Source organism: Aurantimonas manganoxydans SI85-9A1 (assembly GCF_000153465.1).
Taxonomy (GTDB): Bacteria; Pseudomonadota; Alphaproteobacteria; order Rhizobiales; family Rhizobiaceae; genus Aurantimonas; species Aurantimonas manganoxydans.
The window spans coordinates 4,197,487-4,219,986 of sequence record NZ_CH672387.1 but is presented as its reverse complement, the minus strand read 5'-3'; the positions used below and the strand labels follow the sequence as shown (position 1 = coordinate 4,219,986).

The window sequence follows — 22,500 nt, the reverse complement described above, 5'->3', positions numbered from 1 at the left end:
GCATTCGACGAGAGATACTTTTAAAACCAGACCCCCTGCCCGCTTGGCCGAAACCAAACGCACAATCACCAGCCAGCATTCCTGCCAACCAGTGCAAAAAGATCCAGCCTGCTCAAACCTCACACCACAATCCAAAGACCGCAGCAGTCAGGCTCAAGCCGTACACTCTCATACCGAAACGTGATAACGATCGATCGTTCTCTCATGGATGCCTCGCTATCGGAAAGGAAACCGACACGAAGCTCCAGGCAAACAATCCGCCGCCCACGCTTCTCTTTCTTCTCAATCTTCAGTTTTCAAAGAGCACGCCATCGAACAAACGATGGCGGCGGGCCGGCCGGGACTTCCATCCCTGGACCCTGTCGAAGACCAGCCGTTACCGGCGAACTCTTCTGGATGTCTGCGGCGGGGCCAAAACCAGAGCGAACCGAAGGGCTCGCCGGCGGCGCCCTCGCCGTCGATGAGTGGCTTATAGGCCCTCCCCGCTTTCGAAGTCAACACGGCTTTTTGGAAAAAACGACGGAAGCGAACTTTTTCCGAAACAGCCCGGATCGCCTGCCCCGCAGGCTTCCGCGGCGTCATCGCGGATTCACAAAGCGTCCCGACCTGAGGAAACCCACAGAGGGCCAGGGTTGTCCGATAGGGCTCTGGATGAGCCATCCGCACACGGATGTCCTGCATCCCAGCGCGTGAGAGGAAAGACGTGCCGCATGGCCGGGAGGCTGTCGGCTTCTCCCAGGTGACATGCCGCTTGCGGGATTTTCCTTTTGCCCCGTTTGGCATTAGGCCGGAACAACAGGCCTGATAAGGCGCGACGGGGACGACACGGGGACAGGCAGATGGGCGACAGGACCGAGGCGAACCCGCCGGGCCGTTACGAACGCATCCTGCGTGACGCCGGTGTCCGCATCACCCGGCCGCGGCGGATCATCCTGACCATCCTTGCCGATGGCGGCGACCATCCCGATGCCCTGGAGATCTTCCGGCGCACCGCCGCGATCGATCCGTCGATCTCGCTCTCCACCGTCTACCGCACCATGAAGCTCCTGGAGGAGAAGGGTGCGATCCAGCGCCACGTCTTCGAGGGCGGGCCGTCGCGATTCGAGCGCGCCGACGGCGACCACCACGACCACCTCATCGACATCGAATCGGGCGAGGTCGTCGAGTTCCGCTCCGACCGCATCGAGAAGCTGCAGGAAGAGATCGCCCGCGAGCTCGGCTACGAGATCGTCTCGCACCGGCTCGAACTCTACGGCCGCAAGCGCCAACCGGACTGACCAGCCCCTCGGCACGCCCCGACGCGAAACGGCCCGCACCCTGGCGGGCACGGACCGATCCGTTATTTGTTTGCGCCCGCGACGCGGGCCGGCTCAGACCAGCTTGGCGTCGAGCGTCACGCTGATCGCGCCGAGGGCCTTGGACACCGGGCAGCCGTCCTTGGCGGTGTTGGCGAGTTCGTCGAACTTGCCCTGCTCGATCCCCGGGACCTTCGCTTCCAGAACGATGGCGCTGGACTTGATCTCGAAGCCGGCCTCGACCTGCTCGACATTCACCGTGGCAGTGGCCTTCAGCTCCTGCGCCGGCGTGCCGTTCTCGGCGAGGAAATGCGACAGCTGCATCGCGAAGCAGCCGGCATGGGCCGCGGCCAGCAATTCTTCCGGGTTGGTGCCCGACTTGCCGCTCTCGTCCTCGAAGCGCGCCTTGAAGGAATAGCCATGGTCGGACAGGGCGCCCGACTGCGTGGTGATCGCGCCGGTTCCGTCCCCGAGTGCGCCCTTCCAGATTGCCGTTGCATGCCGTTTCATGAGAATCTCCTTGATCTGGCGCCGACCGGGCCGCTGCGTTTGTGGCAGCGGCTAAATGGGAGGTCGGCCTGCCTTGCCGCAACAACCGCCGGCGCCCGCAACAGTTCCGGCGAACACGATGCGTTCACCAAAGCGGCGATAGGCTGGCGGGGCCCGCGCGGACGCTTGGGGCAGGCGGCAGCAGGGAGACACCGCGTTGACGCAGACGACGCTCATCCACGCGACCCGGCCGCTTCTCGACGAGAAGGCGGCCTGGCTGACGATTCTTGCCGATGAGCGGCGCAGCAGCCCGCACACAATCGAGGCCTATGAGCGCGATCTGCGCCAGTTCCTGATCTTCCTCACCGACTATCATGCGCGCCCGGCCCAGCTGGGCGATCTCGCCGATCTGAAGACGGCCGATCTGCGCGGTTTCCTTGCCGCCCGGCGCCGCGACGGGGCAGGTGCCAAGACGATGGGCCGGGGGCTTGCGGGCGTCAGGTCCTTCATCCGGCATCTGGAGCGCAAGGGCCTTGCCTCCTCGGCCGGGGCCAAGGCGATGCGGGCGCCCAAACAGCCGAAATCGCTGCCGCGTCCCTTGACCGTCGACGACGCGATGGCAGTGACGGAAGAGGCCGGCGCCTTCGCCGCCGACGCCTGGATCGCGGCACGCGACGTGGCCATCCTGACCCTGCTCTATGGCTGCGGCCTGCGCATTTCCGAAGCCCTGTCGCTGCCCGGCGATGCGCTCGGCGACGCGACCGCCCGTTCGATGCCGGTCGCCGGCAAGGGCGGCAAGACCCGGCTGGTGCCGCTGCTGCCGGCCGTGCTGGAGGCGGCTGCAGAATATCGCCGCCGCTGCCCGTATCCGCTGACGGCCGACAACGCGCTGTTTCGCGGCGCGCGCGGCGGGCCGTTGCAGCCGCAGATCGTCCAGCGCGCCATGGCCCGGCTGCGCGGCGTCCTCGGCCTGCCCGACAGCGCGACCCCCCATGCGCTGCGCCATTCCTTCGCCACGCATCTCCTCGCCGGCGGCGGTGACCTGCGCACCATCCAGGATCTCCTCGGCCATGCCAGCCTGTCGACCACACAGAACTATACGGCGGTGGATCAGGCACGGCTGATGTCGATCTACGAGGACGCCCATCCCCGCGCCCGGCGCCGGCGCACCGGCTGATTCGCCCCGGGATGCTTAGGTCTTTGGTCGCAATTGCCGCCTAGGCTCGCGCCATGCTGCACCTGATTTCCGCCGTCGCTACCCCCGATCGCCTGCCCTCGTCCGACACAGCCCTGCGCCGTCTCGAACGCCTGTGCCTGATGGTGCCGCTTGCGCTTCTCGCTTTGCTGTTCGCCGGCATCGCCGCGGCGCATGCCGCCGGCGCCGGGACCTGCAAGGCGACCAATCTCCTGGCAACGCTGGAAGCCGACGGCAGGCTCGCTGCGGTCGAGGCGGAGGCGGCGAGAACCGTCAATGGCGAGGGCAAGCTGTTCCGCATCGACAAGCCCGGCGTGCCGCCATCCTTTCTCCTCGGCACCATGCATCTGGCCGATGCACGTGTGCTGGCGCTTGGCGAGGCTGCCGAGGCGGCGCTGACCGATGCCCGACGTCTGGTGATCGAGACCACCGACGTCCTGGAGCCGGCCAAGGCCGCCGCCGCGTTTCTCGCCCATCCCGATCTGATCAATCTGCCGAAGGGCCAGACCCTGGCCGATCTTCTCTCCGACGAGGAGGAGGCGCGAATCAGGGCCGCCCTCGACGCTCGCGGCATGCCGTTCCATGCCGTGCGCACCCTGCAGCCCTGGTTCCTGTCGATCAGCCTGATGCTGCCGGCCTGCGAGATGGCGCATCGCGCCAATGGCGCGGCGGTGCTCGATGCGGCGCTGGCGCAGCGGGCCGAGGCCGAGGGAAAGCCGGTGGAGGGCCTCGAGACATCGGCCGAGCAGTTGGCGGCCCTCGCTTCCCTGCCGATGGAGCTGCAGCTCGAAGGCCTGGTCGCCACGGTCGATCTGGCCGAGCATCTGCCCGACGTGATGGAAACCATGGTCTCGCTCTATGTCGACGGACGGATCGCGATGATCATGCCGACCATCGAGGCGGCGATCCCCAATGGCGGGGTGCTGGTCGGTGGCGGCGACGGCTATGCCGAGTTCGAAGAGCGCATCGTGACCGATCGCAACCGGCGCATGGCGGAGCGCATGCAGCCGATGCTGACGGCGGGCGCCGCCTTCGTCGCGGTGGGCGCCCTGCATCTGCCCGGCGAGGAGGGTATCGTCGCGCTGCTGCGCGAGGCCGGCTGGACGGTGACCCGGGCCGACTGACCTTCTGCGGACAACCGGGGCAGGCCGGCATTCCCGCACGTGACTGCACCGAAACGTGAAGTCGCCAGGCATATCGGCGCTGGTCGGCGCGGGCATGGCAACCTTAAGCTTTGCGGATCGCAACAGCCAAGGAGACATGCCGCATGAAATCCTTTCTCGCTGTCACGCTGGGCGCCGGCCTTCTGGCCGCCGCCTCGACCGGAGCGGTCGCCGCCTGCGCATCGCATGTCTCGGCCGATGCGCCGATGACCCCGATCGTCACCGCCGACACGACCGGCACCGACACCGCACCGGTCGCGACGCCCGACAAGAAGAGCTGATCGCACTTTCCGAAACGAGCGAAGGCCCGGCTGCTTCTGGCGGCCGGGCCTTTTTCATGTCGCGAAATGATTCACGTGAAACGCCGGCGGACGATCCCGCCCGGCGTTTCGGTCAGATGTGGATCGGCTTGGCGAAGGCTGCGAAGGCTGCCTCGCGCATGGCTTCCGACAGGGTCGGATGGGCATGCGAGGTGCGTGCGAGATCCTCGGACGATCCGCCGAACTCCATCAGCAGCCCGGCCTCGGCGATGAGGTCGCCGGCATCGGCGCCGAGGATGTGGCAGCCCAGCACCCGATCGGTCTCGGCATCCACCAGGAACTTCACGAAGCCGTCGGTCTGCAGCATGGCGCGGGCGCGGCCATTCGCCATGAAGGGGAACTTGCCGACCCGATAGGCGACGCCCGCCTGCTTCAGCTCCTCTTCGGTCTTGCCGACCGAGGCGACTTCCGGCGAGGTGTAGACCACCGACGGGATCGCGTCGTAATTCACGTGCCCGGCCTGACCGGCGAGGATCTCGGCCAGCGCGACGCCCTCGTCTTCGGCCTTGTGGGCGAGCATCGCACCCTTCACCACGTCGCCGATGGCATAGATGCCGTCGACATTGGTCTTGAAATGCGCGTCGATCTCGACCCGGCCGCGATCGTCCAGCGCAACGCCCGCCTCTTCGAGACCGAGACCTGCCGTGAACGGCTTGCGGCCCGTCGCGACCAGCACGACGTCGGCGTCCAGCGTCTCCGTCTCGCCGCCCTTGGCCGGCTCGAAGCTGACCGATGCACCCTTGTCCGACTTCGTCACTGCGGTGACCTTGGCGCCGAGCTTGAAGGTGAGGCCCTGCTTGACCATCAGCTTCTGGAAGGCGGTGGAGACCTCGCTGTCCATCGGCCCGAGCACCTTGTCGAGATACTCGACCACGGTGACCTTGGCGCCGAGGCGGGCCCAGACCGAGCCGAGCTCCAGCCCGATCACGCCGCCGCCGACGACGACCATGGTCTCAGGAACCTTCTGCAGGGCAATGGCATCGTCCGAGGACACGATCGTGTCCGTGTCGAAGGCAACCTCGACGCCGGGAATGCCGGCGACGTCCGAACCCGTGGCGATGCAGATGTTCTTCGCCGAGAGAGTCTCGGTGGTGCCGTCCTCCTTCGCGACCTCCACCTCAGAGGCCGACTTGATCCGGCCGGTGCCGATGACGCCGGTGATCTTGTTCTTCTTGAACAGGAAGGCGATGCCGTCGACATTCGACTTCACCGTCTTGTCCTTGTGGGCCAGCATCTTCGACAGTTCGAGCTTCGGCTCGACGGCGATGCCAAGCTCGCCGAAATTGTGATTGGCCTCGGCGAACATCTCCGATGCGTAGAGCAGCGCCTTGGACGGGATGCAGCCGACATTGAGGCAGGTGCCGCCGTAGGTCTTGCGCTTTTCGACGACGGCGACCTTGAGGCCGAGCTGCGCCGCCTTGATGGCGCAGACATATCCGCCGGGTCCCGATCCGATGACGACGAGGTCGAAGGGTTCAGCCATGTCCAGTCCTGTTCGTGCGGTGCGGGCCGTGGCCCGGTGTCTTGAAGATAAGGTCGGCGGGAGCCAACGTCAGGCGAGAAGATCATAGACCATCAGGATCAGCCCGATGATCGAGATCACGAAAGCGAGGGTACGGATCAGAGGGATGCCGACATAATAGATCGGCGCATAGGCGACACGGGCCCAGAACCAGAGCTGGGCGCCCGTCAGCCCGATCCCGCCGGTCTGGCCGGACACGATCAGGCCGAGGATCGCCGCGGCGAAGAACGGGTAGGTTTCCATGTAATTGGTGAAGGCGCGCCGGGCGCGGCCGGCCAGTCCTGCGGTCGGCCGCGGGTCACCCTCGCGCGCCGAGGCGGCGGTCTTCGGACCGATGGCGGGGATCGCCGTCACGATGTGGACGGCCAGCATGACGAGGCCGAGGATCACCGACCAGCCGAGGAGCGTCAGCTCCGTCGGTGTCGCGGCGAATGTCGCGGCAATCTCGGTTTCCATGCTGCGCGTCCTTCTGCCGGCCCCGCCCTTGCGGGGCGCGGCGATGCTGTCATGAAAGCCGCTGCGCCGCGCCGAAGCGCGACGCGGTTACGGTTCTACGGCCAGATCGAACGTGCGCCGGACACGTCGAGGATCGCGCCGGTCGAATAGCTAGCTTCGTCGGAGGCGAGCCACAGGATGGCGCCGGCCACTTCCTGCGCCGTTCCGGCACGCTTCATCGGCAGGCCGGGTCCGAGCTGGGCCACCCGGTCCGGCTGGCCGCCCGAAGCGTGAATGTCGGTGTCGATGATGCCCGGACGCACGGCGCAGACCCGGATGCCGTCGTCGATCAGTTCCTTGGCGAGGCCGACGGTCAGCGTATCGATGGCGCCCTTGGAGGCGGCATAGTCGAGATACTGGCCCGGTCCGCCGAGCTTGGCTGCGACCGACGAGAGGTTGACGATCGCGCCGCCCTTGCCGCCATGGCACTTGCCCATCCGCTTGGCCGCTTCGCGGGCGCACAGGATGCTGCCGGTGATGTTGATGCGAAACATGCGCTCCAGCCGCGCGGCGGTCATGTCGGCCAGCGTGCCGGCCTCATCGACGATGCCGGCATTGTTGATCAGCGCGGTCAGCGGGCCGAGCCGATCGGCCGCCTCGAAGATCGCCAGGATGTCGGCCTCGACACCGACGTCGCCCTTGACCGCGACGGCCTTGCCACCTGCGGCCTCGATGTCGGCGACGACGGCGTTCGCGGCAGCTTCGTTGGACGCGTAGTTGACCACGACGGCATAGCCGGCCTTGGCGCCGGCCTTGGCCGTCGCCGCACCGATCCCGCGCGAGCCGCCGGTCACGATCATCACTCCGTCAGCCATCAGGCCGTACTCCCTTACTCAGACTTGGGACCGGCCGGGTCCATCCCGGCCGGACGCATGTGTTGTTCGCCGGACGCCTAGAGGTCGAGGACCAGACGCTCGGGATCCTCCAGGCTCTCCTTGACCCGCACGAGGAAGGTCACGGCCTCCTTGCCGTCGACGATCCGGTGGTCGTAGCTGAGCGCCAGATACATCATCGGCCGAATGACCACCTGGCCGCCGATGGCCATCGGGCGCTCCTGGATCTTGTGCATGCCGAGAATGCCCGACTGCGGCGCATTCAGGATCGGCGTCGACATCAGCGAACCGTAGACGCCGCCATTGGAGATGGTGAAGGTGCCGCCCTGCATGTCGGACACGCCGAGCTTGCCGTCGCGGGCCATCAGGCCGAGCCGGCCGATCTCCTTCTCGACTTCGGCGATCGACATCTGGTCGGCGTCGCGGACCACCGGCACGACGAGGCCCTTGGCGGTGCCGACGGCGACGCCGATATGGGCGTAGTTCTTGTAGATCAGGTCGGTGCCGTCGATCTCGGCATTGACCGCCGGGACTTCCTTCAGCGCATGGCAGACCGCCTTGGTGAAGAAGCCCATGAAGCCGAGCTTCACGCCGTGCTTCTTCTCGAACAGGTCCTTGTACTTCTTGCGCATCTCCATGACCGCGGTCATGTCCACCTCGTTGAAGGTGGTGAGCATGGCAGCCGTGTCCTGCGCGTCCTTCAGGCGCCGGGCGATGGTCTGGCGCAGGCGGGTCATCTTGACCCGCTCCTCGCGGCTTTCGTCGTCACCGGCGGACGGGGCACGCGCAGCGGGAACCTGCGGCTTTTCCTGCGGGCTCGACGGCGCGCCGCGGGCGATGGTCTCCAGGACGTCGCCCTTGAGCACTTGGCCGCGCTTGCCGGAGCCGGCGACGTCGCCATCGGACAGGCCCTTCTCTTCCATCATCTTGCGGGCCGAAGGCGCCGCCGGCATCTCGCCGGAGCCCTTGCCGGCCTCCTGCGCGGGCGATGCCGCATCGCCCTTGGCACCGCCGCCGTAATCGGCCTTGGTCTCGCCGCCGGCATCCGCCTTGGCTTCCTGGCTCTTCGGCTTTTCCGTCGGCGCCGTGGTGCCGGCGGACGAACCCGAGCCTTCGCCGATCGATCCGATGACCGTGCCGACCGCGACGGTCTCGCCTTCCGGCACGGCGATGTCCTGCAGCACGCCGGCAGCGGGCGCCGGCACCTCGACCGTCACCTTGTCGGTTTCCAGCTCGGCCAGCGTCTCGTCCATCTCGACCCGGTCGCCGGGCTTCTTGAACCACTGGCCGATGGTGGCCTCGGTAACGGACTCACCCAGCGTCGGGACTTTGATTTCGGTGCTCATCGCTCTTCAGATCTCTTCTGGTCGGGTTTGGTCGGGACGACCTTGTTTCAGCGCGGCGTCTGTTCGGCTCAGCCGAGGGCGTCTTCGAGGAAGGCGGCCAGCTGCGCCTGATGCGTCGACATGGTGCCGGCCGCCGGCGAGGCGGCGGGGTTGCGTCCGGTATAGCGGACGCGACGCTTCTCGGCACCGATATGTTCCAGCACCCATTCCAGATAGGGGTCGACGAAGGACCAGGAGCCCATGTTCTTGGGCTCTTCCTGGCACCAGACCATCTCGGCCTGCTTGAAGCGGGCCAGCTCGTGGATCAGCGCCTTGGCCGGGAACGGATAGAGCTGCTCGAGACGCAGGAGGTACACGTCGTTGGTGCCGCGCTTCTCGCGCTCTTCCAGAAGGTCGTAATAGACCTTGCCGGTGCACATCACCACGCGCCGGATCTTGTCGTCCTTGACCAGCTTGATGGGCGAATCCTTGCGCATCTCGGCATCGTCCCAGAGCAGGCGATGGAACGAGGTGTCGCCGGACATCTCCGACAGGTCGGACACCGCCCGCTTGTGGCGCAGCAGCGACTTCGGCGTCATCAGGATCAGCGGCTTGCGGAAGTCGCGCTTCAGTTGCCGGCGCAGGATGTGGAAATAATTTGCCGGTGTGGTGACATTGGCGACCTGCATGTTGTCCTCGGCGCACATCTGCAGGAAGCGCTCCAGCCGGGCCGAGGAATGCTCCGGCCCCTGCCCCTCGTAGCCATGCGGAAGCAGGCAGACGAGGCCCGACATGCGCAGCCATTTGCGCTCGCCCGACGAGATGAACTGGTCGAAGACCACCTGCGCGCCATTGGCGAAGTCGCCGAACTGGGCCTCCCAGAGGGTCAGTGCATTCGGCTCGGAGAGCGAATAGCCGTATTCATAGCCCAGCACCGCCTCTTCCGAGAGCATCGAGTTGATGACCTCGTAGATCGCCTGCCCCTTGGCCAGATGGGCGAGCGGCACGTAGCGGGTCTCGTCCTCCTGGTCGTAGAGCACCGAATGGCGCTGCGAGAAGGTGCCGCGCTCCGAATCTTGGCCCGACAGGCGGACCGGATGGCCTTCCGTCACCAGCGTGCCGAAGGCCAGGGCCTCGCCGGTCGCCCAGTCGATGCCCTCGCCGCTCTCGATCATCTTGGAGCGGTTGTCGAGGAAGCGCTTGACGGTGCGGTGGACGTTGAAGCCCTTCGGCACGGCCGACAGCTTGGCGCCGATCTCCTTCAGCGTCTTCAGCGGCACGCCGGTCACGCCGCGGCGCGGCTCGTCGACTTCCTCGGCCTTGCGCAGGCCGGCCCAGGCGCCGTCCAGCCAGTCGGCCTTGTTGGGCAGATAGGACTGGCCGGCCTCGAACTCGGCCTCCAGCGTCTTGCGCCACTCGGCCTTGCGCTCCTCGACATCCGCCTCGGAGACGACGCCCTCGGCGATCAGCTTCTTGGTGTAGATCTCCAGCGTCGTGGGATGCTGGCGGATCGCCTTGTACATGATCGGCTGGGTGAACGCCGGCTCGTCGCCCTCGTTGTGGCCGTAGCGGCGGTAGCAGAACATGTCGATGACGACCGGCTTGTGGAACTTCATCCGGTATTCGGTCGCCACCTTCACCGCGTAGACCACGGCTTCCGGATCGTCGCCATTGACGTGGAAGATCGGCGCCTCGACCATCTTCGCCACGTCGGACGGATAGGGCGAGGAGCGCGACAGCCGCGGATTGGTGGTGAAGCCGATCTGGTTGTTGATGATGAAGTGCAGCGAGCCGGCGACCCGGTGGCCGCGCAGGCTGGACAGGCCGAAGCACTCGGCCACGACGCCCTGGCCGGCGAAGGCCGCGTCACCGTGAATGAGCAGCGGCATGATCTTGGAGCGGGTGTCGAGCGGCACGAGCTCGGTGCGCGTGCGGCCGGCGATGGCGTCCTGCTTGGCGCGCGCCTTGCCCATCACGACCGGATCGACGATCTCCAGATGCGACGGGTTGGCGGTCAGCGACAGATGCACCTTGTTCTGGTCGAACTCGCGGTCCGACGAGGCACCCAGATGGTACTTCACGTCGCCCGAGCCTTCCACGTCCTCGGGCTTGTAGGAGCCGCCCTTGAACTCGTGGAAGATCGCCCGGTGCGGCTTCGCCATGACCTGGCTGAGAACGTTCAGGCGGCCGCGATGGGCCATGCCGAAGACGATCTCCTTGAGGCCGAGCTGGCCGCCGCGCTTGATGATCTGCTCCAGCGCCGGGATCAGCGACTCGCCGCCGTCGAGGCCGAAGCGCTTGGTGCCCTTGTACTTGACGTCGAGGAACTTTTCGAAGCCCTCGGCCTCGATCAGCTTGTTGAGGATCGCCTTCTTGCCCTGCTCGGTGAAGGCGATGCCCTTGTCCGGGCCCTCGATCCGCTCCTGCAGCCAGCCCTTCTCCTCCGGATTGGAGATGTGGGTGAACTCGACGCCGAGGGTCGTGCAATAGGTCCGCTCGAGGATGTCGACCATCTCGCGGATTGACGCGAATTCGAGGCCGAGCACCTTGTCGATGAAGATCTTGCGGTCGAAATCGGCCTCGGTGAAGCCGTAGGCCTGGGGCGACAATTCGTTGTAGTCGTCGTCGGCCGGCTTGGCGATGCCGAGCGGGTCGAGCTTGGCGTGCAGATGGCCGCGCACGCGGTAGGCCCTGATCAGCATGATCGCGCGGACCGAGTCCTGCGCCGCCTGCTGGACGGCGGCACTGGACAGGTCGACGCCCGATTCCTGCGCCTTCTGCTTGACCTTGGCCTCGATCTTCTGGGCCGTCGGGCCCCAGTCGCCGTCGAGCGCCGAGACCAGATCGCCATTGGCGGCGATCGGCCAGTTGGCCCGCTCCCAGGAGGGACCTTCCGCGCTCTTGATGACGTCGTCGCGATCGTCCTTCAGCTCCTTGAAGAAGTCGCTCCATTCGGCCGGGACCGAGGACGGATCGGTCTCGTAGCGGGCGTGAAGGTCCTCGATATAGTCGGCGTTGCCGCCGTACAGGAACGAGGTGAGCGCGAAGGTTTCGTTCGCCTGATTGCGTGCCATCGTATCGTTGCGACCACCGTTCGGGGGCCGTCTCCTATCAGCGATTCATCGATGATGCCGGACGCGCGAATCGCGGCCGGCACCCGTGTTTCGATCCTTCTTCCCCGCGTTTCGGGCATTGCCGTGGCGCGGGAACCCGTTCCTGTCGCGGGGCATCGCGTGGACGCCCCGCCTGTCCGACGTGAGCCGGACGATCAGCCCTTGAGCAGCTCGACCAGCGTCTTGCCGAGCTGTGCCGGCGACGGCGACACGCGGATGCCGGCCGATTCCATCGCCGCGATCTTGTCCTCGGCGCCGCCCTTGCCACCGGAGACGACCGCGCCGGCATGGCCCATGGTGCGGCCCTTGGGCGCCGTGCGGCCGGCAATGAAGCCGACCGTCGGCTTGGAGCGGCCCTTCTTGGCCTCGTCCTTGAGGAACTGCGCGGCTTCCTCCTCGGCCGAACCGCCGATCTCGCCGATCATGATCATCGACTTGGTTTCGTCGTCGGCCAGGAACATCTCCAGCATGTCGATGAACTCGGTGCCCTTGACCGGGTCGCCGCCGATGCCGACGGCCGTGGTCTGGCCGAGCCCTTCATTGGTGGTCTGGAAGACCGCCTCGTAGGTCAACGTGCCCGAGCGCGAGACGATCCCGACATTGCCGGTCTTGAAGATGTTGCCCGGCATGATGCCGATCTTGCACTGCTCCGGCGTCAGCACGCCCGGGCAGTTCGGGCCGAGCAGCCGCGACTTCGTCTTGTCGAGCTTGGCCTTCACCCGGACCATGTCGGACACCGGAATGCCCTCGGTGATGCAGACGATCAGGCCGATCTCGGCGTCGATCGCCTCCTCGATGGCGGCAGCCGCGCCGGCCGGCGGCACGTAGATGACCGAAGCGGTGGCGCCGGTCTTGTCGCGGGCTTCGACGACGGACGAGAAGATCGGCAGCTGGACGGTGCGTCCGTCGGACTGCCCCTCCCACATCTCGCCGCCCTTCTTGGGATGGGTGCCGCCGACCATCTGCGTGCCGTAATAGGCCAGCGCCTGCTCGGTGTGGAAGGAACCGGTCTTGCCGGTCAGGCCCTGGACGATGACCTTGGTGTTCTTGTCGACGAGAATGGACATGGGTTCTGGGGAACTCCGTAGAGGGTCAGTCAGCAGTCGGGATGGCGGCCGCGCCGATCGGGCGGCCGGATCGCATCAGCCGACCGCCGCAACGATTTTCTTGGCTGCGTCGTCGAGATCGTCGGCCGCGGTGATGGCGAGGCCGCTGTCGTTGAGGATCGCCTTGCCCTTGTCGACATTGGTGCCTTCCAGGCGCACGACCAGCGGCACCTTCAGCCCGACTTCCTTGACGGCCGCGACCACGCCCTCGGCGATGACGTCGCATTTCATGATGCCGCCGAAGATGTTGACGAGGATGCCCTTCACGGCCGGATCGGCGGTGATGATCTTGAACGCCGCCGTTACCTTCGCCTTGTCGGCGCCGCCGCCCACATCGAGGAAGTTCGCCGGCTCCTTGCCGTAGAGCTTGATGATGTCCATCGTCGCCATGGCGAGGCCTGCGCCGTTGACCATGCAGCCGATGTCGCCGTCGAGGGCGACATAGGCGAGGTCGTATTTCGACGCCTCGATCTCCTTGGCGTCTTCCTCGCTCTCGTCGCGCAGCGCCTTGATGTCGTCGTGGCGGAACAGCGCGTTGCCGTCGAAGGAGACCTTGGCGTCGAGGACGCGCAGGCGGCCGTCGGTCATGACGATCAGCGGGTTGATCTCCAGAAGGCTCATGTCCTTCTCGGTGAACGCCTTGTAGAGGATCGGGAACAGCGACATGCCGTCGGTGCGGGCCTGACCGTCGAGCTCGAGCGCATCGCACAGCTTGCCGGCATCCGCCTCGGTCACGCCCTCGAGCGGGTCGATGGCGACGGTGATGATCTTCTCCGGCGTCTCGTGGGCGACGGTCTCGATGTCCATGCCGCCCTCGGTGGAGGCGACGAAGGCCACCCGGCCGACCGCGCGGTCGACGAGGATCGAGAGATAGAGCTCACGGTCGATATCGGCGCCGTCCTCGATATAGAGGCGGTTCACCTGCTTGCCGGCATCGCCCGTCTGGGCGGTGACCAGCGTGTTGCCGAGCATCTCGGTGGCATGCTGGACGACTTCCTCGACCGACTTGGCGAGGCGCACGCCCCCCTTGGCGTCCGGGCCGAGTTCCTTGAACTTCCCCTTGCCGCGGCCGCCGGCGTGGATCTGGCTCTTCACGACATAGAGGGGACCGGGCAGCTGCCGGGCGGCGGCCTCCGCCTCGGAGACCTGCGTGATCGGCACGCCGCTGGCGACCGGCGCGCCGAAGCCCTTGAGGACTTCCTTGGCTTGATACTCGTGGATGTTCATGAAGTGCCTTCCTTTTGAGAAGCCTGCCGGCGGGAACGATCCGGCATGATGGAAGAAACGGTCATTGCAGACCGCCGAAGGATGAGGCGGGACCGCCGGCCGTGCCGATGAGCACCGGCCGGTCGCGTCCGCATTGGAAGATGGTGCTGAGATCGGCGGCGCCGCGCGCCATGCCGTTCGCCTGTTCGTTGCCCGCATCGAGTACGGCCACCGCACAGCCGGGCGTCTCGCCGTTGCCGACGCGCGAGACGAGGAGCACGTCACTCGTATCGCCGACCTCGGCACCGTCGAGATGATAGCGCACGATCGCTGCATAGGGCGCGCCGCGCTCGTCCACCCGCCACTCGATTGTTGATCCGAGCGAATTGAACGGCGCGAAGCTCTGGAGTTCCGGCACCGCGCCGAAGCCGATCGAGACGCGCAGATCGCCCTCGGAGACGAAGACCGCCCGGCCCTCGAGGCCGGGACAGATCCATTCGCCCGAGCCGCCATCCTCGGCGGCGATGGCGACGGTCTCGCAGGCGTCGAGATCCAGATCCGTGTAGACGTTCTCGCCCGCCAGCGCCGCGACCGGCACCGTCAGGGCGGCGAGGACGCCGCCCATCAGCGAGAGAGAGGAGGACACGGATCCGGTCACTGGCTTACTTGAGGTTGGGCGCGATGCCCTGGCAGGCGTCCATCAGGCCGCGGACCGATGCGACCGACTTGTCGAACTGGCTCTTCTCGTCGGAATCAAGCTCGATCTCGATGACCCGCTCGACGCCGTCGGCGCCGATGACGCAGGGCACGCCCACATACATGTCCTTCAGGCCGTACTCGCCCTTGAGCGAGGCGGCGCAGGGCAGGACGCGCTTCTTGTCCTTCAGGAAGCTCTCGGCCATCTGGATTGCCGAGGAGGCCGGCGCGTAATAGGCCGAACCGGTCTTCAGCAGCCCGACGATCTCGGCGCCGCCGTCACGGGTGCGCTGGACGATCTCCTCGAGCCGCTCGGCCGAGCACCACCCCATCTTGACCAGATCCGGCAGCGGAATGCCGGCCACGGTGGAATAGCGGGTCAGCGGCACCATCGTGTCGCCATGGCCACCGAGAACGAAGGCGGTGACGTCCTCGACCGAAACCTTGAACTCGTCGGCGAGGAAGGTGCGGAAGCGCGAAGAGTCCAGGACGCCGGCCATGCCGACGACCTTGGACTTCGGCAGGCCCGAGAACTTCTGCAGCGCCCAGACCATCGCGTCGAGCGGGTTGGTGATGCAGATGACGAAAGCGTCGGGCGCGTATTTCGCGATGCCGGCGCCGACCTGCTCCATGACCTTGAGATTGATGCCGAGAAGATCGTCGCGGCTCATGCCCGGCTTGCGCGGCACGCCGGCAGTGACGATGCAGACATCGGCGCCCTCGATGGCGGCATAGTCGTTGGCGCCCGACAGATGGCCGTCGAAGCCCTCGACCGGGCCGGACTGGGCGATGTCGAGGGCCTTGCCCTGCGGCGTCCCCTCGGAGATGTCGAACAGGACGACGTCGCCCAGGTCCTTCAGGCTGGCGAGATGCGCCAGCGTGCCGCCGATCATGCCGGAACCGATGAGTGCGATCTTCTTGCGTGCCACGGGCTGATCCTTCTGCTGCAGGCCGGGCCGCAACGGCGCCGGCAACCGCCTGGATGGTCTTCGAACACAGCAAAAGGGAGAGTGTCGCCCGTCTCGCCGAATCCGACCTTGTCCGGGACAGCCGCAGCGAGTTCTTCCGCGCGCGCGAGCGAGTGGACGAAAGACATCGCAACGGTGCCCCCGTTGCGGCATGGCAATAGACCGCACCGGTAGCTTATGCAACCGGCGAAAACGGGCATCAAGGAATTCAGACGGTTAGATGCTTTGGGGGTTACGTAAACGTAAAAGCAATTGGCAAGCCCGATCAAGGCGGAAGCGCCGGAGCGCAAGAAGTACGTGTCGGCGCAGAAACATTCTGCCCGCATGGCCGATTGCCGGTCCAGCAGGGCCGCATGGGCCACCGAGACGCCGAAGGCGCGGGCGGCCAAGGCGGTGCCGGCCTGCGGTCCCGCCGCATCCGGACGCACAAACCGGCCGCAGCCCTGCAATCGCTGGCTGGCCTATGCGCCCGGGACGGCGTTGCGTTCGAGATATTCTGCGCTGCGCATTTCGTGGAGTCGCGAGATGGTGCGGTCGAACTCGAACTTCTCTGTGCCCGACCGGGCGCGGTAGAGCTGGTCCGCCGGCGCCTCGGCCGAGATCACCAGACGGCGGCCGCCGTCATAGAGCGCGTCGACCAGGGTGATGAACCGCTTGGCCTCGTTCCGCTCGGCTTCGGCCATGACCGGAACCCGGTCGAGAACGAGCGTGTGGTAGCGCCGCGCCAAAGCGAGGAAGTCCTGCGCGCCGAGTGCGCGGGTGAGGAGGTCGTCGAAGGCAAAACGCGCCGCGCCGTTGCCGGCCCGCGGCACCGCAATGGTGCGCCCCTTCACCGAGAGCGAGGCCGACGCCTCCTTGGTGCCGTCGAGAAGCCGGGTCCAGATCGTGTCGAGCTGTCCGTCGGCCGCCTCGCCGAGGGGCGTCACATAGAGATCGTCCCGCCCGAGCACTGCCAGGCGGTAATCATCGGCGCCGTCGAGCTCGAAGATCTCGACATGCTCTTTCAGCGTATCGACGAAGGGCAGGAACAGGCCGCGGTTCAGCCCGTCGCGATACAGATCGTCCGGCGCGACATTGGAGGTGGCAACCAGGACGATGCCGTTGTCGAACAGCGCCTTGAAGAGTCGCGACAGGATCATCGCGTCGGCGATGTCGGTGACGGTGAATTCGTCGAAGCACAGAAGCCGCGCCGCGTCGGCGATCTGCCGCGCCACCGGCGGGATCGGATCGTCGCCTTTGGCGGTGCCAGCCTTGACCGCCGCCCGGTGCGCGCCGATCCGCTCGTGGACGTCGGCCATGAAGGCGTGGAAATGCACCCGGCGCTTGGCCGCGACCGACGCGCTGCGGAAGAACATGTCCATGATCATGGTCTTGCCGCGGCCGACGTCGCCGTGGATGTACAGCCCGCGGATCGGATCGGCTTCGCGCTTCTTGCCGAACAGCCAGCCGAGCGCGCTCTTTTTGGAGGCGACCATGTCGGCGGACAGGACCTGGTCGAGATGGTCGAGCTTGTCGGCCAGCCTGCGCTGGATCGAATCCGCCTCGATCTCGCCCGAGACGATCAGGCGCTCCAGCGCCGACCGGACCGGCCCGCGCGACTTTTCCCTGGCATTCACGGCCACTGACACGCCTTCACGACTCAACGACTGGAAAACGGCCGATACGGCGACCCCGGCCGCGTCGCGCTGGCCGACGTCGATCGTCTCTAGGTCGTTCTAGCGGTACAGCTCGACCGGCACGCCCGTGGTGGTCTGGCCGGTGAAGCGGTTCTTGCCCGACGAGGTCAGGGTCGCGATCACGTTCGCCGACGTATCCTTGAGCTGCAGCTGGTTGCCGGTGGTGGACCAGCGGCGCACATCCGCCAGCCGGCCGGGGCAGCCCATCGAGGCGGCGTTGTAGTTCTCGTCATACTGGGTCAGCGTCAGGCCGACCCGGCAGTTCCCGCCGCTGGCCGAGACCTGGTAGAAGCCGGTCATGCTGGTGCGCGACAGCGGCTCGGAGCTGGTCGAGGCAACCTGGGTGTTCCCGCCGGCATTCGCCGTCGCGTCGCCGTCGGTACCGGCCGAAGCGTTGAAGTCGGCCGAGGCGTTGGTGCTGGCGCCGGGCGGCGGCGGCGGCGGGGGTGGCGGCAGCTGGTCGGCCGACACGCGGCCCGCAGGTGCCGGCGGCAGCGGGGCCGGCCCGGTGTCGCGTCCCATCTCCGGCATCGACCGCGAGCAGCCCGCTACGAGGAGCAGTGCCACGACGGCCGCTCCGGCTTTCATCTTATGCGTCATTGAAGACTTTCCCCGGCATGTCTGTCCCTCGCCAATCCGACCTGCCGGTCGGTCCGTCGCATCCATAGATCGAACCCTGCGATCATTTCGCAAGATGCCACTGTGCCAAAACGTAACGCAAGCACGCGATTGTGGCCATTGTCACACGCAAATCGCCCGGTGCAGCGCAGCAAACGACCCGGTCACTCGCCGGCCAGCGGCCGCTGGAAATCGCCGGTGTCCGGGTCCATCGCCCACAGCTCGCCCGAGGCGATGTCCACCCACGCGCCGTGCAGCGACAGCTTGCCTTCCTGGACCAGCGCCTCGACCGTCGGGAAGGTGCGCAGATTGGCGATGGAATAGCGGATGGCGATGCGCTCCAGCGCGGCCTGGCGCTCGCGCGCCGTCATGTGGTCGTTGGCGCCGACGGCCTTCGACACTGGGTCGAGCAGGCTCATCCACTTGCCGATGAAATCGCCCGGCGACAGCGGCTCGGCCGACGGCGACAATGCGGCGTGAATGCCGCCGCACCCGCCATGGCCGAGGACCACGACATGCTCGACCTTCAGGGCATGCAGCGCGAATTCGAGCGCCGCCGAGGTCGCGTGATACTCGCCGTCCGGCTCGTAGGGCGGCACCAGATTGGCGACGTTGCGCACCACGAAAATCTCGCCCGGCGCGGCGTCGAACAGGGTTTCCGGCGCGGCGCGGGAGTCGCAGCAGGCGATCACCATGGTCTTGGGATGCTGGCCCTGCTCGGCCAGGTCGCGCAGGCGGTCGCGCTCCTGCGGCAGGCGGTTCGCCAGAAAGGCGCGATAGCCGTTGAGGAGATGGTCGGGAAGATACTTCGTCATGATCAGATCACTACCGGCTTGCCCCGGCGCAATCAATCAGGCCGGGCCCGCCCCGCTGTCGTCGCGGGGACGCGTTCCCCGAACTAGATACAGGCAGCGCCGACGGCAAGCGATGTTTCACGTGAAATCCACGCGACCTCGCGGTTCAGGCGCGCCGGCCGCCACCCGGATAGGCCAGGCGGCGCATCTGCACCATCGCCATCGGATGCTTGAGGCTGTCCGTATCGGTCTCCAGCGTCAGTTCGTCGGCCCCACGCTTGGTCGTCCGTGCCAGGATCTCGAACACCGTCGCGGTTGCGCTCTGCAGCGCCTTCTCGCCCTTGGCCCCCGACAGGGTGCGGGCGAGGAACACCGCCGCGGTCAGGTCGCCGAGGCCGTGCGGTGCATTCTCCACCACCCGGTGTTCGGCAAGGACGGCCTGGAAGTCGCGCACCAGCAGATTGCCGATTCCGCCGCGCAGCATCGGGAAGGCCGAGGTCACCACGACGGCCTCGGGCCCGAGCGTCGCGGCTGCCTCGATCAGATGGGAATTGTCGGTGAATTCCAGCCCGGTGAGGAACTCCAGCTCGAAGCGGTTCGGCGTCGCGATGTCGGCCAGCGGGATCAACCGGTCGCGGATCGCGTCGACCGTTGTCTGCGACTGGTACATGCGCCCGCGATCGCCGAGCACCGGGTCGCAGATATAGGTGGCGCCGGGATTGGCACGCTTGACCGCTTCCACCAGCCGCGCCGTCGGCTCGACCTGGTCGCCATCGCCGAAATAGCCGGTCAGCACCGCCCCGACCTCGCCGAGCCAGGGCGATCCGGCCAGATCGTCCATCAGCGCGGCGAAATCGCCGGCCGGCGGCACGATCCGCGTCGCCGGCCCATGGCCCGGATGCCAGGGCAGCGTCACGGTGGGCACCGACCACACCGGGAACCCCAGCGATTCCAGCGCGAAGACGGCGGCTCGGTTGCCCACCGTGCCGCGCGCCACATGGCTGGAGACGCAGATGACCGCCGGACGGTCGTGATGAGCGGAAGACGCGGCTATCGACATGTCAAATGTTCAGGAACGCATGAGGAAATCGGCGAGCATAAGCCCGAACACGATGAAGCCGACAATGCCGGCCAGCCGGCCGATCCGCGTGCCGATGACCTCGATCCGGTCGTGCGGGTCGGCGTCGGTCGCCATGAAATGGTCGCGAGTGCGGAAAAGAAGCGAGAAGGTATGGGCACCGATCTGCGGCTCCGTTTCCTGCCGGATGCGTTCCAGGATCGCCCTGGCTTCGCGTTGCTGCGCGTCGTCGTCGTGAGGCCGGGTCATGGGAAAGCTCTGTCGCAAAACCCCCGCGAGGGCAACAGCGCGAGCGCAACGATTGTCTTCTGCGCTACGGCCGGATGCGCTAGACATGCCGGACAAGCTCATTTGACCGGAGACCGTCGATGCTGTCCGCTGCCAAGATCCTCCCGCCGCTCCGGCTTCGCCCGTATCTGACCGCCCTCGTCGTGGCGCTGCTGGCGCCGATGCTGTCGGCCTGCGGTATCAACGCCATTCCGACCTATCAGGAGCAGGCGCGCGCGGCGTGGTCGCAGGTCGAGAACCAGTATCAGCGCCGGGCCGATTTGATCCCCAATCTGATCGAGACCGTTAAGGGCTTCGCCGCGCAGGAGCGCGAGGTCCTGACGGCGGTGGTCGAGGCACGGGCCAAGGCGACCCAGATCACCGTCAATGCCGACCAGCTGACCGATCCGGCCATGGTGCAGAAATTCCAGGCGGCGCAGGATCAGCTCGGCGGCGCCCTGTCGCGGCTGCTCGCGACCGTCGAAGCCTATCCGGACCTCAAGTCCAACCAGAACTTCCTTGCCCTGCAGAGCCAGCTCGAGGGCACCGAGAACCGGATTTCGGTTGCCCGCCGCGACTATATCGAGGCGGTACGGGTCTATAATACCGAGTTGCGGACGATCCCCGGCCGCTGGATCGCCTCCTTCTTCTATCCGGAGGCCCAGCCGATGGAGCCCTTCACCGCGACCGCCGGCTCCGCGACGCCGCCGAAGGTGGATTTCGGCCAGTGATCCGGCTGGCAGCCAACTGACCGAAAGGCCCGAGCCCATGGATCGGATCCGGCAAGTATCGATGGCAGGCGGACGCGACGCGCTGGCCGCTCTGGGTCGGCTGCTGGTGCTGGCGGCCGTCCTTTCGCTGGTCGCGCCGGCCGCCGCGCAGGAATTCCCGCCCCTCACCGGCCGGGTGGTCGACACGGCGGACCTTCTCGATCCGGCGACCGAGACCACTCTGACCGAGAAGCTGGCCGCCTTCGAGGCACAGGGCAGCGACCAGATCGTCGTCGTCACCGTTCCCGACCTACAGGGCGCGGAAGTCGCCGATTACGCCAACCGGCTCGGCCGCGAATGGGGCATAGGCCAGGCGGAGGAAAACAACGGCGTCGTGCTTCTGGTGAGCCGCGACGACCGCGAGGTGCGCATCGAGGTCGGCTACGGGCTCGAAGGCACCCTCACCGACGCCCTGTCCTCGCTGATCATCCAGAACGACATCCTGCCGGCGTTTCGCGGCGGCGATTATCCCGGCGGCATCAGCCGCGGCGTCGACGGCATCATCCAGGTGCTCTCCGGCGACGCGGCCGAGCTTCAGGCCCGGGCCGAACGCAATCAGGACTGGAGCGGCGAGGATTTTGCCGGCATCGCCTTCACCCTGATGTTCGCCGGGGTGTGGATTCTCGTCCTCGGCGCCGTCGCGATGACCGGCCTTGCCCGCCGCTTCGGCAAGAAGGTCGGGCGCAACCGCTATCGCTGGCTCGGCATCGTCTGGACGCTCGGCCAAGCGAGCCGCATGTCGGGATCGCGCAGCGGCTTCGGTGGTGGCTTCGGCGGCGGTGGCGGCTTTTCGGGAGGCGGCGGCTTTTCCGGCGGCGGAGGATCGTTTGGCGGCGGCGGATCGTCGGGGAGCTGGTGACCATGGCAAGACTGACCTTCACCGAAGCCGATCACGCCCGTATCGCCTCGGCGATCCGCGAGGCTGAGATCGCCACGACCGGCGAGATCTACGCGGTCTTCGCCCGGGCGAGCGACGGCTATCACTTCGTCTCCGCGACGGCCGCCCTCGCCATCGCGCTGCTGGTGGCCGGCGTCACACTGCTGCTGGCGCCGCTCTTCGACGTCACCGTTTCGGCCGCGGCGCTCTTCGGCGGCCAGATCGTCATCGTCCTCGCCATGCTGGCGACCTTCGCCCTGTCCCGGAACCTGCGCATGGCCTTCGTGCCCCGCGCCATCGCCGAGCGCCGGGCGCACCGGTCGGCCCTGCAGCAGTTCTTCGCCCACAATCTGCACACCACGGCAGGACGCACAGGCATCCTGATCTTCGTCTCCGAAGCCGAGCGCTTTGCCGAGATCGTCGCGGACGACGCCATCGCGGCCAAGGTCCCGCAGGAGAGCTGGGACGCCATCGTTGCCGATCTCGTCACCGCCGCCGCTGGTGATCGCCTGGCCGACGGCTACGTCGCCGCCGCCCACGCCGCCGGCGCCATCCTCACCGCGCACTTCCCCGGCGACCACCGCAATCCCAACGAGATCCCCGACCGGCTCGTGGAGATCTGAGGGCCGCGGCGCGCATTCGGCAGCGGAGCGGATGGCCGGACCGCCGAGGCATGGGTCCTCGGGTCAAGCCC

General features: G+C 66.9%; 22 protein-coding genes. 7 read left to right on the top strand and 15 right to left on the bottom strand.

Annotated elements, in window-relative coordinates; genetic code table 11:
* The first annotated feature begins 839 nt into the window (after positions 1-839).
* Entirely contained in the window at positions 840-1,277 is a 438-nt protein-coding gene (locus SI859A1_RS19735) for a Fur family transcriptional regulator (RefSeq protein WP_009211424.1), read from the top strand.
* 93 nt (positions 1,278-1,370) lie between these two features.
* Here SI859A1_RS19735 and SI859A1_RS19730 read toward each other — a convergent pair whose 3' ends face one another.
* Positions 1,371-1,805 (bottom strand): OsmC family protein, encoded by a 435-nt coding sequence (locus SI859A1_RS19730; RefSeq protein ID WP_009211423.1) that lies wholly within the window; start codon positions 1,803-1,805, stop codon positions 1,371-1,373.
* 196 nt (positions 1,806-2,001) lie between these two features.
* Between SI859A1_RS19730 and SI859A1_RS19725 the strand changes: the two genes are divergently transcribed.
* From SI859A1_RS19725 to SI859A1_RS21695, 3 genes are all read left to right on the top strand, one after another.
* Positions 2,002-2,961 (top strand): tyrosine recombinase XerC, encoded by a 960-nt coding sequence (locus tag SI859A1_RS19725; RefSeq protein WP_009211422.1) that lies wholly within the window; start codon positions 2,002-2,004, stop codon positions 2,959-2,961.
* Between the two features lie 53 nt (positions 2,962-3,014).
* Positions 3,015-4,103, top strand: a complete 1,089-nt coding sequence (locus SI859A1_RS19720) for a TraB/GumN family protein (protein WP_009211421.1) — start codon at positions 3,015-3,017, stop codon at positions 4,101-4,103.
* 143 nt (positions 4,104-4,246) lie between these two features.
* Positions 4,247-4,423: a hypothetical protein gene (locus SI859A1_RS21695; RefSeq protein ID WP_154653376.1), complete on the top strand. Its 177-nt coding sequence runs from the start codon at positions 4,247-4,249 to the stop codon at positions 4,421-4,423.
* A 112-nt stretch (positions 4,424-4,535) separates the two neighbouring features.
* Here SI859A1_RS21695 and lpdA read toward each other — a convergent pair whose 3' ends face one another.
* The 14 genes from lpdA to SI859A1_RS19650 all read right to left on the bottom strand — a co-directional run bounded on the left by lpdA (position 4,536) and on the right by SI859A1_RS19650 (position 20,228).
* A complete protein-coding gene (gene lpdA / locus SI859A1_RS19715; RefSeq protein ID WP_009211420.1) occupies positions 4,536-5,945 on the bottom strand; it encodes a dihydrolipoyl dehydrogenase in 1,410 nt (469 codons plus the stop codon).
* Positions 5,946-6,014: 69 nt separating this feature from the next.
* Positions 6,015-6,440: an MAPEG family protein gene (locus SI859A1_RS19710; protein WP_009211419.1), complete on the bottom strand. Its 426-nt coding sequence runs from the start codon at positions 6,438-6,440 to the stop codon at positions 6,015-6,017.
* Positions 6,441-6,535: 95 nt separating this feature from the next.
* Entirely contained in the window at positions 6,536-7,294 is a 759-nt protein-coding gene (locus tag SI859A1_RS19705) for an SDR family oxidoreductase (protein ID WP_009211418.1), read from the bottom strand.
* Positions 7,295-7,371: 77 nt separating this feature from the next.
* Positions 7,372-8,658 carry a 2-oxoglutarate dehydrogenase complex dihydrolipoyllysine-residue succinyltransferase gene (odhB, locus tag SI859A1_RS19700; RefSeq protein ID WP_009211417.1) on the bottom strand — a complete coding sequence of 429 codons (1,287 nt, stop codon included), beginning with the start codon at positions 8,656-8,658 and terminating at the stop codon, positions 7,372-7,374.
* 68 nt (positions 8,659-8,726) lie between these two features.
* Positions 8,727-11,711 carry a 2-oxoglutarate dehydrogenase E1 component gene (locus SI859A1_RS19695; RefSeq protein ID WP_009211416.1) on the bottom strand — a complete coding sequence of 995 codons (2,985 nt, stop codon included), beginning with the start codon at positions 11,709-11,711 and terminating at the stop codon, positions 8,727-8,729.
* A gap of 194 nt (positions 11,712-11,905) precedes the next feature.
* Complete coding sequence (sucD, locus tag SI859A1_RS19690; protein ID WP_009211415.1) at positions 11,906-12,817, bottom strand: succinate--CoA ligase subunit alpha; 912 nt, start codon at positions 12,815-12,817, stop codon at positions 11,906-11,908.
* 75 nt (positions 12,818-12,892) lie between these two features.
* Complete coding sequence (sucC, locus tag SI859A1_RS19685; RefSeq protein WP_009211414.1) at positions 12,893-14,083, bottom strand: ADP-forming succinate--CoA ligase subunit beta; 1,191 nt, start codon at positions 14,081-14,083, stop codon at positions 12,893-12,895.
* Between the two features lie 61 nt (positions 14,084-14,144).
* Entirely contained in the window at positions 14,145-14,708 is a 564-nt protein-coding gene (locus tag SI859A1_RS19680) for a hypothetical protein (RefSeq protein ID WP_148233903.1), read from the bottom strand.
* A 16-nt stretch (positions 14,709-14,724) separates the two neighbouring features.
* Entirely contained in the window at positions 14,725-15,687 is a 963-nt protein-coding gene (gene mdh / locus SI859A1_RS19675; RefSeq protein WP_040326803.1) for a malate dehydrogenase, read from the bottom strand.
* 500 nt (positions 15,688-16,187) lie between these two features.
* Positions 16,188-17,348: a cell division protein ZapE gene (gene zapE / locus SI859A1_RS19670; protein ID WP_050767635.1), complete on the bottom strand. Its 1,161-nt coding sequence runs from the start codon at positions 17,346-17,348 to the stop codon at positions 16,188-16,190.
* Between the two features lie 93 nt (positions 17,349-17,441).
* Complete coding sequence (locus SI859A1_RS19665) at positions 17,442-18,002, bottom strand: AprI/Inh family metalloprotease inhibitor (protein ID WP_040326071.1); 561 nt, start codon at positions 18,000-18,002, stop codon at positions 17,442-17,444.
* Positions 18,003-18,184: 182 nt separating this feature from the next.
* Positions 18,185-18,835, bottom strand: coding sequence for a carbonic anhydrase (locus tag SI859A1_RS19660; RefSeq protein WP_009211409.1), 651 nt, complete (start codon positions 18,833-18,835; stop codon positions 18,185-18,187).
* Positions 18,836-18,980: 145 nt separating this feature from the next.
* Complete coding sequence (gene pdxY / locus SI859A1_RS19655; RefSeq protein ID WP_009211408.1) at positions 18,981-19,874, bottom strand: pyridoxal kinase PdxY; 894 nt, start codon at positions 19,872-19,874, stop codon at positions 18,981-18,983.
* 9 nt (positions 19,875-19,883) lie between these two features.
* Positions 19,884-20,228, bottom strand: a complete 345-nt coding sequence (locus tag SI859A1_RS19650) for a hypothetical protein (protein WP_244401099.1) — start codon at positions 20,226-20,228, stop codon at positions 19,884-19,886.
* A gap of 32 nt (positions 20,229-20,260) precedes the next feature.
* Between SI859A1_RS19650 and SI859A1_RS19645 the strand changes: the two genes are divergently transcribed.
* The 3 genes from SI859A1_RS19645 to SI859A1_RS19635 all read left to right on the top strand — a co-directional run bounded on the left by SI859A1_RS19645 (position 20,261) and on the right by SI859A1_RS19635 (position 22,429).
* Positions 20,261-20,890 carry a LemA family protein gene (locus tag SI859A1_RS19645; protein WP_009211407.1) on the top strand — a complete coding sequence of 210 codons (630 nt, stop codon included), beginning with the start codon at positions 20,261-20,263 and terminating at the stop codon, positions 20,888-20,890.
* 61 nt (positions 20,891-20,951) lie between these two features.
* Complete coding sequence (locus SI859A1_RS19640; RefSeq protein WP_040326069.1) at positions 20,952-21,788, top strand: TPM domain-containing protein; 837 nt, start codon at positions 20,952-20,954, stop codon at positions 21,786-21,788.
* Positions 21,789-21,790: 2 nt separating this feature from the next.
* Positions 21,791-22,429: a TPM domain-containing protein gene (locus SI859A1_RS19635; protein ID WP_040326068.1), complete on the top strand. Its 639-nt coding sequence runs from the start codon at positions 21,791-21,793 to the stop codon at positions 22,427-22,429.
* Positions 22,430-22,500 lie beyond the last annotated feature (71 nt).